General features: G+C 70.8%; 9 protein-coding genes. 1 reads left to right on the forward strand and 8 read right to left on the reverse strand.

All coding sequences use genetic code 11. From position 1 onward, the window contains the following. Positions 1–36 precede the first annotated feature (36 nt). Together BST28156_RS31080 and BST28156_RS31085 are read right to left on the reverse strand one after the other, a co-directional pair. Entirely contained in the window at positions 37–1,479 is a 1,443-nt protein-coding gene (locus BST28156_RS31080; protein WP_060244207.1) for a coniferyl aldehyde dehydrogenase, read from the reverse strand. Then, entirely contained in the window at positions 1,476–1,787 is a 312-nt protein-coding gene (locus BST28156_RS31085) for a hypothetical protein (RefSeq protein WP_174904223.1), read from the reverse strand. Before BST28156_RS31085 ends, BST28156_RS31080 begins: the two co-directional genes overlap by 4 nt. A gap of 325 nt (positions 1,788–2,112) precedes the next feature. Here BST28156_RS31085 and BST28156_RS31090 point away from each other — a divergent pair, with 325 nt between their 5' ends. Beyond that, positions 2,113–3,762, forward strand: coding sequence for a GMC family oxidoreductase (locus BST28156_RS31090; protein WP_174904224.1), 1,650 nt, complete (start codon positions 2,113–2,115; stop codon positions 3,760–3,762). A gap of 14 nt (positions 3,763–3,776) precedes the next feature. On the opposite strand, the gene BST28156_RS31095 is transcribed toward BST28156_RS31090, so the two are convergent. The 6 genes from BST28156_RS31095 to fliF all read right to left on the reverse strand — a co-directional run. Further along, positions 3,777–5,051, reverse strand: coding sequence for a flagellar hook-length control protein FliK (locus BST28156_RS31095; RefSeq protein WP_174904225.1), 1,275 nt, complete (start codon positions 5,049–5,051; stop codon positions 3,777–3,779). Between the two features lie 30 nt (positions 5,052–5,081). Continuing rightward, positions 5,082–5,540 (reverse strand): flagellar export protein FliJ, encoded by a 459-nt coding sequence (fliJ, locus tag BST28156_RS31100; RefSeq protein WP_009693656.1) that lies wholly within the window; start codon positions 5,538–5,540, stop codon positions 5,082–5,084. Between the two features lie 5 nt (positions 5,541–5,545). Next, positions 5,546–7,060: a flagellar protein export ATPase FliI gene (gene fliI / locus BST28156_RS31105; protein WP_437341309.1), complete on the reverse strand. Its 1,515-nt coding sequence runs from the start codon at positions 7,058–7,060 to the stop codon at positions 5,546–5,548. A gap of 32 nt (positions 7,061–7,092) precedes the next feature. After that, complete coding sequence (gene fliH / locus BST28156_RS31110) at positions 7,093–7,776, reverse strand: flagellar assembly protein FliH (protein ID WP_040128476.1); 684 nt, start codon at positions 7,774–7,776, stop codon at positions 7,093–7,095. Then, positions 7,769–8,764 carry a flagellar motor switch protein FliG gene (fliG, locus tag BST28156_RS31115; protein ID WP_060244203.1) on the reverse strand — a complete coding sequence of 332 codons (996 nt, stop codon included), beginning with the start codon at positions 8,762–8,764 and terminating at the stop codon, positions 7,769–7,771. Before fliG ends, fliH begins: the two co-directional genes overlap by 8 nt. Continuing rightward, positions 8,754–10,468, reverse strand: a 1,715-nt coding sequence (gene fliF, locus BST28156_RS31120; RefSeq protein ID WP_174904227.1) for a flagellar basal-body MS-ring/collar protein FliF, incomplete at its 5' end; no start/stop codon positions are given. The genes fliF and fliG, both read right to left, overlap by 11 nt.

Here is a 10,468-nt window from a genome sequence, read left to right on the forward strand (position 1 = left end):
TTCCAGACGGGCCGCAACGCGCGCGGCCCGCGTCGTTCAGAACTTCAGCATCATCTTGATCACGGCCGCGAAGCGCTTGCCGTACGGCGGCGCGATCAGCCCGCGCATGTTCATGCGCGCCTGCGTGAGCACCGGCTTCATCTTCGAGAACGTGACGAAGCCGTCGTAGCCGTGATACGCACCCATTCCGCTCGCGCCGACGCCGCCGAACGGCAGGCTGCCGCAGGCGATGTGCATCAGCGCCTCGTTGATCGTCACGCCGCCCGAGATCGTCTCGTGCATCACGCGGTCGATCGTGCCGCCGTCCTCGTCGAACAGGTAGAGCGCGAGCGGTCGCGGGCGCGCATTCACGTACGCGATCGCCTCGTCGAGCCGTTCGTACGGCACCAGCGGCAGCAGCGGCCCGAAGATCTCCTCCTGCATCAGCGTCGACGCGGCCGGCACCTGCGTGACCGCGCACGGCACGAAGCGGCGCGACGCGGGATCGGACGCCGCGTCGGACAGCGGATGCAGCTGCGCGCCGGCCGCCTGCGCTTCGTCCGCGAGATGCTGGAGCCGCGCGAAGTGGCGATCGGACACGATCGTCGTGTAGTCGCCGTTGTTCGGCAGATCGGGATACAGCTTCGCGAATCGCGCGCGGGCGCGCTCGATGAACGCGGCTTCCATGCCGCGCGGCAGCAGCACGTAGTCGGGCGCGATGCAGGTCTGGCCCGCATTCAGCGTCTTGCCCGCGACGATCGCATCGACGGCCGCGTCGAAGCGTGCATTCGGGCCGACGATCGCCGGCGACTTGCCGCCGAGTTCGAGCGTGACGGGCGTCAGGTTGTCGGCCGCGGCGCGCATCACGTGGCGGCCGACATGCGTCGAGCCGGTAAACAGCAGATGATCGAACGGCAGCGTGCTGAACGCGGCGCCGATCTGCGCGTCGCCGTTCACGACCGCGACGTGGTCGCGCGAGAAGGTCTTCGCGATCAGTTGTTCGAACAGCGCCGACGTGCGCGGCGTCAGCTCGGACATCTTGATCATCGCGCGGTTGCCGGCCGCGAGCGCGCAGATCAGCGGGCCTGCGGCGAGCAGCACCGGATAGTTCCACGGCGCGACGATGCCGACCACGCCGAGCGGCTGCGGCATCACCTTCGCGCGCGCGGGGCGCAGCCACTTGTTCATCGGCTTGCGGATCGGTTTCATCCAGCGCTTGCCATGCCGGAGCGCATCGTCGATCTCTTCCTTCGCCATCCAGATTTCCGCCAGCAGCACTTCCTGTTTCGAGCGATGGCCGAAGTCCGCGCTGATCGCGTCGGCGAGCTGGTCAGCATGGTCGATCAGCATCGTGCGCAGCGCGCGCAGGTGCTTGGCACGCGTGTCCCACGCCGGATACGGCGCGCGCAGATAGGCCGCGCGCTGGTCGCGCAGCAACGCACTCATCGCGTCGATCGACGGTTGCGCTTGCGGGGCCAGTTCGGGCAGGTCGTTCTTCATGTCGTCTCCTCCAGGATCGGGTGGCGCATCGTCGGGCAGTCGAAAGCCGGTTGCGGCGGGCGGCAGGCGTCGTATTCGCGCGACGGTGCCGGCGCGCGAAAGAGGCCGCGTGCGGCGCGTGACGGCGGCCGGACGCGACGCCGTTCGGCTTCGCGAAACCGCTGCGCGTACATCGTGTGCTGCACCGAAGCGGGACAGCGCGACGCGCGCGCGAGCGCGGCTTCGCAAGCGTTGTCGTGTGGCGAAGCCGGGCGTTCCAAACGGTCGGCGGCAACGCGTGCCGTTCGATTTGCATCGGCTGCGCGCATCGCGCGGCGCGCGTGCGGCAGTGCCGTCGTTTGAAATGAAATGCCGCGCGTGCGCGACGCATCCGGACAACCCGGTCGACACCCGGCCTGCAGAACCCGACGCTGCATCATCGTCTCTCCCGTTTCGCGACGGCACGGCTTCTGGCGGCCGGTGCGTCGCGCGAAGCGAATCGGTACATCTTAAATTTAGTTCACGCGGGCGTTTAGAGGAATCGCTCTTGATTCGATGCGCCGCGTGCGCGACGGCCGTTCCTACAATGCCCGAACACTACAAGGCGGGAACCGGGCCGCGCCGGGCGCCCCGCATGACACGAAGGAGACGTGCATGCAATACGACTACATCATCGTGGGTGGCGGGTCGGGCGGGTCGAGCCTGGCCGGCCGCCTCGCCGATGCGTGCCCCGACGCGACCATCGCGCTGATCGAGGCGGGCTCGCACACCGAACGCAATCTGCTGGTCAACATGCCGGTCGGCATCGCGGCGCTCGTGCCGTTCAAGCTCGGCACCAACTACGGCTACGAGACCGTGCCGCAGCCGGGTCTCGGCGGGCGGCGCGGCTATCAGCCGCGCGGGCGCGGGATGGGCGGCTCGAGCGCGATCAACGCGATGATCTATACGCGAGGCCATCCGCGCGACTACGACGAGTGGGCGCAGCTCGGCGCGACCGGCTGGGGCTGGCAGGACGTGCTGCCGTATTTCCGCCGCGCGGAAGGCAACCAGCGCGGCGCCGATGCGTGGCACGGCGCGGACGGGCCGCTCACGGTATCGGATCTGCGCTTTCGCAATCCGTTCTCCGAACGATTCATCCAGGCCGCGCATGCGGCCGGCTACCCGCTCAACGACGACTTCAACGGCGCGACGCAGGAAGGCGTCGGCTTCTACCAGGTCACGCATCGGGACGGCTCGCGCTGCAGCGTCGCGCGGGCCTACATCTACGGCCGTAACCGGCCGAACCTGCACGTGATCACCGATGCGACGGTGCTGCGCGTCGGCTTCGACGGCAAGCGCGCGGTCGGCGTCGCGGTGTCGCGCAACGGCCGCGTCGAGACGCTCGGCGCGCGCGCGGAAGTGATTCTGTCGGCGGGCGCGTTCAATTCGCCGCAACTGCTGATGTGTTCGGGCATCGGTCCGGCCGAGCAACTGCGTCGGCACGGGATCGCGGTCGTGCAGGATGCGCCGGACGTCGGCGCGAACCTGATCGACCATATCGACTTCATCATCAACACGCGCGTGAATTCGTCGGAGCTGGTCGGCGTCTGCCTGCGCGGGATCGCGAAGATGACGCCCGCGCTCGCGCGCTATTTCTCGAGCCGCACCGGGATGATGACGAGCAACGTCGCGGAGGCGGGCGGCTTCATCAAGAGCGATCCGTCGCTCGATCGTCCCGACCTGCAACTGCATTTCTGCACCGCGCTGGTCGACGATCACAACCGCAAGATGCATTGGGGCTTCGGCTATTCGCTGCACGTGTGCGCGCTGCGTCCGTTCAGCCGCGGCACGGTCGCGCTCGCGAGCGGCGATGCGCGCGATGCGCCGCTGATCGATCCGCGCTTCTTCGCCGATCCGCGCGATCTCGACCTGCTGGTGCGCGGCGCGCAGGCGATGCGCCGGATCCTGTCGCAGCCGCCACTCGCGTCGCAGGGCGGACGCGAGTTGTACACGCGCGCCGACCAGAGCGAGGCCGAGCTGCGCGCGACCATCGTCGCGCATGCGGACACGATCTATCACCCGGTCGGCACCTGCCGGATGGGTTCGGATGCGCGCGCGGTCGTCGATCCGCAGCTGCGCGTGCGCGGCGTCGACGGCCTGCGCGTGGTGGATGCGTCGGTGATGCCGACATTGATCGGCGGGAACACCAATGCGCCGTCGGTGATGATCGGCGAGCGCGCGGCGGACTTCATCGTCGCGTCGCGCAAGGGCGCGGCGCCGCGCGGCGAGGCGGCCGCGGCGGCGGCGGCGGCGCACGGCCGCTGAGCGGCCGGCGATGCTCAGGCAAACGTATCGACGAGGCCGGCGCGGCTCACGGTCGCGGCGGCCGATGCGGACGGCGCGGCGTCGACGGGTGCGTCGGCGACTGACGATCCGGCGCCCGCGCGCCGCGACGACTGGCCGCCGGCGTAACCCTGCTGCGCATTTTGCTGCTGCGACGCGAAGCCGCCGTCGCTGACGGTCGTGCTGCCGAGCCCGAGCCCGCCCGCTTCCATCGCTTCGCGCAGCTTCGGCAGCGCGGCCTCGACCGCGTCGCGCACCTGCGCGTGCTGCGACACGAACAGCGCATGCGCGTGATTGTCCGCGACGCGCAGCACGACTTGCAGCGGCCCGAGGTCGGGCGGGTTCAGCGTGAGTTCGGCGCTCTGCTGGTGCGCATTCGACAGGAACACGACCTTCTGGCTCAGCGCATCGGTCCAGTCGGTGCTGCCGACCTGCGGCGCGAGCACGTGCGTATTGGCGGCGGCGACCGCGCCGGCGGCCGGCGAGGCCGGCAGGTTCGCCTGTGCGGCTGCGGTCGCGGCGGCCGCAAGCGTCGCGGCGGTGTTCGGCTCGGCGCTGTCGCCGGCTGCCGTCAGCGCATGCGCGCCCGATTGCGCGGTCGCGTCGGCCTGCAATGCCGGTACGGCTGCCTGCGGCTGCGCTTGCGGGGCGGCGAGCGCGCCTTTCGCGTCGGCGAGCGCGTGCGTGAAGGTCGGCAGTTTCGCGGGCAGCGCGGCGGCGGTCGATGCGGACGCGGACGGTGCGGCTGCGCCGCTCGTTGCCGGCATCGGGATCGCGCCGGTATTGCCCGTCAGCTTCTCCAGCGCTGCGTGCAGTGCGTCGCGGCTCGAACCGGGCGCGGCGTCCTGAACCGACGCCGGTGCGACCGTGGCCGTCGCGTCGGGCTGGCCGGCCCGGGCCGCCTGCTGCGCGGCCGCGTCGGCCGGCGTCGAACCCGTCTGCAACTGCGCCTGCACGGCCGCGGCTGCCGCGAGCGCGGCGGCGTCGGGGTTCGGCGCGGCGGTGGCGGCCGATGCGGCTGCCGCGGCCGCCGTGGCGTCGTCGGCCGGCTTGTCGTCGTCCGGTTTCGCCGTCGCGTGCTTCGATGGCGCCGCCGTGCCGGCGTCGGTCTGGTCGTGCCGCGTGACCACGCGCTGCTGCAGCGTCTGCGCGAACGGCGCGGGGGCGGTGCTCGTCGCGGCGTCGGTGCCGGACGATGCGGCGCTTCGGCTCGCCTTGAGCGCGGAGCCGGCGGTGTCGAGCAGCGCGCCGAGCTGGGACAGGGAAGGCATGGCGATTCTCGGTTCGAAAACGGTGAACGGTTACGACGAACGGGCCGCGTCGGCCCGCATGCGCAGGACCTTGGCGGCGTGCTCGTCGGCGTCGCGCTGTTCGCGCTTCGCGGCGCGCTGCGCTTCCTGCGCGACGCCGCGCGCCTGCAGGATCTCGTACGAGCCGACCGCGCGTTTCTTCTGCTGCCAGTTCGGCCGCGCCTCGTCGATGCGGACTTCGGCGGCGGCCAGCACGTTGCGCTGCTGCGCGATCGCCGCGTCGAGCGTGTCGAGGAACGCCTGGAAATTGCGCCAGTTGCCGGCCGGCATCCCGTGCTGCGCGGATTGCGAGAAGCGCACGTGATATTCGTCGCGGTAGCGCAGCAGCGCGTCGAGCTGCTCGGCGGCCGCGGTGCGGTCGCGCTGCGCGGCGCCGAGCTGCTTGGCGGCGGTGTCGAGGTCTTCCTGCGCGCGGTCGAGCAGGAACTGCAGGGGAAAGCCGTGAGCCATGTGCGTCAGCCTCCTTGGTCGAACAGCGCATCGAGCGCGGCCAGGCTCGACGCGAACGGCGCGCATTCGCGAAAGCCCTGCTGCAGGAACGACTCGATGCGCGGATAGAGCGCGATCGCGCGGTCGAGTTGCGCGTCGCGGCCGGGCGCGTATGCGCCGACGGCAATCAGGTCGCGGTTGCGCTGGTAGCGCGACAGCATCTGCTTGAAGTGGCGCACGCGCTCGAGGTGAGCGTCGTCGATCAGCGCGGTCATTGCGCGGCTGATCGACGCCTCGATGTCGATCGCCGGATAGTGGCCGGCCTCGGCGAGCGCGCGCGACAGCACGATATGGCCGTCGAGGATCGCGCGCGCCGAATCGGCGATCGGATCCTGCTGGTCGTCGCCTTCGGTCAGCACCGTGTAGAACGCGGTGATCGAGCCGCCGCCTTCCGGTCCGTTGCCGGTGCGCTCGACGAGCGCGGGCAGCTTCGCGAACACCGACGGCGGATAGCCCTTGGTCGCGGGCGGCTCGCCGATCGCCAGCGCGATCTCGCGCTGCGCCATCGCGTAGCGCGTCAGCGAATCCATCAGCAGCAGCACGTGCTTGCCCTGGTCGCGGAAGTATTCGGCGAGCGACGTCGCGTACGCGGCGCCCTGCATCCGCAGCAGCGGCGACACGTCGGCCGGCGCGGCGACGACGACCGAGCGCGCGAGCCCGTCCTCGCCGAGGATCTGCTCGATGAATTCCTTCACTTCGCGGCCGCGTTCGCCGATCAGCCCGATCACGATCACCTGGGCGCTCGTATAGCGCGCCATCGTGCCGAGCAGCACCGACTTGCCGACGCCCGAGCCGGCGAACAGCCCCATTCGCTGTCCGCGGCCAACGGTCAGCAGCCCGTTGATCGCGCGCACGCCAACGTCGAGCACATGGTGGATCGGTTCGCGATCGAGCGGATTGATCGACGGCGCCGACAGCGGCGCGTCGAGTTTCGACGCGAGCGGGCCGAGGCCGTCGAGCGGCCGGCCCGACGCGTCGACGACGCGGCCGAGCATTTCCCAGCCGACCGGCAGGCGCTTCGCGCCCGCAAGCGGATCGGCGACGGGCGCGCGTTCGAGCGGCCACACGCGCGCGCCGGGCAGCACGCCGGCGACGTCGGTAGTCGGCATCAGGAACAGGCGCTCGCCGGAGAAGCCGACGACTTCGGCTTCCGCGTGCGGCAGCGTGCTGCCCGGCGGCAGTTCGATCGTGCATTCGGCGCCGACCGACAGGCGCAGCCCGATCGCCTCGAGCACGAGCCCGGCCGCGCGCGTGAGGCGCCCGCACGGGCGCAGCGGCAGCGCGTGCCGGCTGCGCGACGACAGCGCGTTCAGGTGCGTGCGCCAGTGCGCGAGGTGCGGATTGTCGGGGGCGCGCGGCACGTCGCGCGTCGCGGGCGCAGCGGCCGACGACGGCGGCTGCGTGCCGTGCGCCTCGTGCGCGTCATGCGCGGCGTCCGGGCCGAACGACGCGAGCGCGAGCTCGCGTTCGAGCGGCGTCATGCCGTCGTGCGCGAGCGCGTCGGACGGGCGCGTCACCACGCGCCCACCTTGCCGATCGCGGCGGCCACGCGCTGCCAGCGCGTCGGCAGCGTCGCGTCGACTTCGCCGGTCGCCGCGTGCGCGCGGCAGCCGCCGCGCTCGATCGACGCGTCGGTGCGCACGCTCCAGCCGAGCGCATCGAGATCGTCTTGCAGATACGCTTCGACGACGGGCAGGTCGGCCGGATTCACCGCGAGATGCGGGGCGCCCGACAGCGCGGGCTCGGCCGCGAGCACCTCGCGCACCGCCGCGACGAGTGCGGCCGGATCATGCTTCACGTGCTGGCGCACGACCTGCTGCGCGATGTCCAGCGCGAGCTGCGCGACGTCGGCGGCGAGATCGTGCTCGGCGTTCGCGATCGCCTCGCGAAACGACGCGGCGAGCGCCGCGAGCTGCGCGGCCTGTTCGCGCGCTTCGGCCAGGCCGGTATCGAAGCCTTGCTGGCGGCCCTGCTCGAAACCGGCCTGGTAGCCGCGCGCCTGGCCTTCGACGTGGCCGGCCGCGTGCCCTTCGGCATGCGCGGCGTCGCGCACGCGCTGCAGCTCCTCGGCGAGCGCGGCGGCGGCCGCCGCCGCATCGTCGGGCGGCGGCGGGGGCGGCGGCGGATCGAACGACGCCATCTCCCACCGCTGGTAGGCGGTGAGGCTGCCCGCGCGGTCGCTGGCCGACTCAGACATACGCGTCTTCCGCCTTGCCGCCGATCACGACCTGGCCGCTCTCGGCGAGGTTGCGCACGATCTGCAGGATGCGGCGCTGCTGCGTCTCGACTTCGGACACGCGCACCGGGCCGCGCGCGTCGAGATCCTCGGCGAGCAGTTCGGCCGCGCGCTGCGACATGTTCGCGAGGAACTTCTGGCGCAGCGCGGGCGGCGCGCCCTTCAGCGCGACGATCAGCGTTTCCGACTCGACTTCCTTGAGCACCATCTGGATCGCGCGGTCCTCGAGGTCGAGCAGGTTCTCGAACACGAACATCTGGTCGACGATCTTCTGCGCGAGGTCCGGGTCGTACTGGCGCACGCTTTCGAGCACGCCTTCCTCGTGGACGCTCGTCATGAAGTTCAGGATCTCGGCCGCGGTGCGGATCCCGCCCATCGGACTGCGCTTCAGGTTGTCGCTGCCGGACAGCAGGCCCGTCAGCACGTCGTCGAGCTCGCGCAGCGCGGCCGGCTGGATGCCGTCGAGCGTCGCGATGCGCAGCATCACGTCGTTGCGCAGCCGCTCGGCGAAGCACGACGCGATCTCGGACGCCTGGTCGCGGTCGAGGTGCACGAGGATCGTCGCGATGATCTGCGGATGCTCGTTCTTGATCAGCTCGGCCACCGCGCCGGAGTCCATCCACTTCAGGCCTTCGATGCCGCTGGTGTCGCTGCCCTGCAGGATGCGGTCGATCAGCACGCCGGCCTTGTCCTCGCCGAGCGCCTTGGTCAGCACCGAGCGGATGTACTCGCTCGAATCGAGCGACAGCGCGGTGTGCTGCTCGGCTTCCTTCACGAAGTCCTGCAGCACGTCCTCGACCTGCTCGCGCGTGACGTTCTTCAGCGCGGCCATCGCGGCGCCGATCTTCTGCACCTCGCGCGGCGCGAGGAACCTGAATACCTGCGCCGCCTCTTCCTCGCCGATCGACATCAGCAGCAGCGCGCTCTTGGTCAAGCCTTCAGCGTTCATCGGACACCCAGTTCTTCACGACGGTCGCGACGATCTTCGGATCCTGGCGGGCGATCGTGCGCGCGTAGTCGAGGTTGCGTTCGTGGCGGTGCTTCTCGTTCTCGAAGCCGAGCAGCATCGGATCGGCCGCTTCGCTCTGGTCCGGCGCGGGCAGCCCGTCGAGCGCGACCGGATCCTCGGGGGCCGCGAGCGCCGGCGCGGCCGGCTCGGGCGGCGGGAACGCGCGGCGCATCGCCGGCCGCACGAACATGAAGTACAGCGCCGCCGCGGCCGCCGCGATGCCGAGCCATTTCGCGGCGTCCTTCGCCATCTCGAGGATGTCGGGCTGGCGCCACCACGGCAGGTCGGCGTTCGGGTCGGTGACGGTCGAGAATGCGCTGTTCACGACGTTGACCGAGTCGCCGCGCTTCTCGTCGTAGCCCATCGCGTCCTTCACGAGCTGCTCGATCTGCGCGAGCTTCGCGGGCGGCAGCGGCTGCATCGTCACGTGGCCCTTCGCATCGGCGACCGGCTGGTAGTTCACGACCACCGCGACCGACAGCCGCTTCACGCTGCCCATCGGCTGTTCGAGATGGCGGATCGTCTTGTCGAGCTCGTAGTTGGTGGTCTGGTCCTTGCGGTCGCTGACCGGCGTCGTCTGCGGCGCGTTCGCGCCGTTGCCCGCGACGATCGGCGCGGACGCGGGCTGCGGCGGCGTGTTCGACAGCGCGCCCGGCACGCCCGATGCGCCGCTTTGCGCGAGCTCGGTCGAGGTGCTGGTCTGCTGGCTGCGGATCGCGCTCTGCTGCGGCGAGCCGTTCGGGCCGTAGTTTTCCGAGGTTTGCTCGAGCCGCGAGAAATCGATGTCGGCGCTGACCTGCGAGCGTGCGTTGCCGGCGCCGAAGATCGGCGCGAGGATCGCGTCGATGCGCTTCTGCGTGTTCTGCTCGACCTGCTGCACGTACTTGAGCTGGCTCGCGTCGAGGCCGGACGCCGACGCGGGCTGGGTCAGCAGGTTGCCGTCCTGGTCGACGATCGTCACGTTCTTCGCGGACATGTCGGGCACGCCGGACGACACCATCCGCGTGATCGCCTGCACCTGGCCTTCGTCGAGCACGCGGCCCGGGTAAAGGTCGACGAACACCGACGCGCTCGGCGCTTCCTTGTCGCGCACGAACACCGACGGCTTCGGAATCGCCAGGTGCACGCGCGCGCCGCGCACCGCGTTGATCGACTCGATGGTGCGCTGCAGTTCGCCTTCGAGCGCGCGCTGGTAGTTGACCTGCTCGGCGAACTGGCTGATGCCGAATTTCTGGTTGTCCATCAGCTCGAAGCCGACCGAGCCGCCTTTCGGCAAGCCCATCGCGGCGAGCTTCAGGCGCGTTTCGTGGACCTGGTTCGACGGCACGAGGATCGCGCCGCCGGCATCGGCGAACTTGTAGGGAACGTTTGCCTGCTGGAGCGCGGTAATGATCGCGCCGCCGTCGCGGTCCGACAGGTTGCTGTACAGCACGCGATAGTCGGGCGCGCGGCTCCACAGCACGAGCGCGGTGACGACCGCCACGACGAACGCGACGGCGATCACGAACGGCAGCTTCGGGTTGCCCTTCATCCGCGCGATGCCGGGAATGCGTTCGGTGAAGCCGCCGAGCCCGAAGTCCGCGGCCGCGCCGCCCGCGCCCGGGAGCGCGGCGGCCGCGGCGGCGCTGGGCGCCGGGCTGGCGA

This window comes from Burkholderia pseudomultivorans (assembly GCF_902499075.1).
Lineage (GTDB): Bacteria > Pseudomonadota > Gammaproteobacteria > Burkholderiales > Burkholderiaceae > Burkholderia > Burkholderia pseudomultivorans.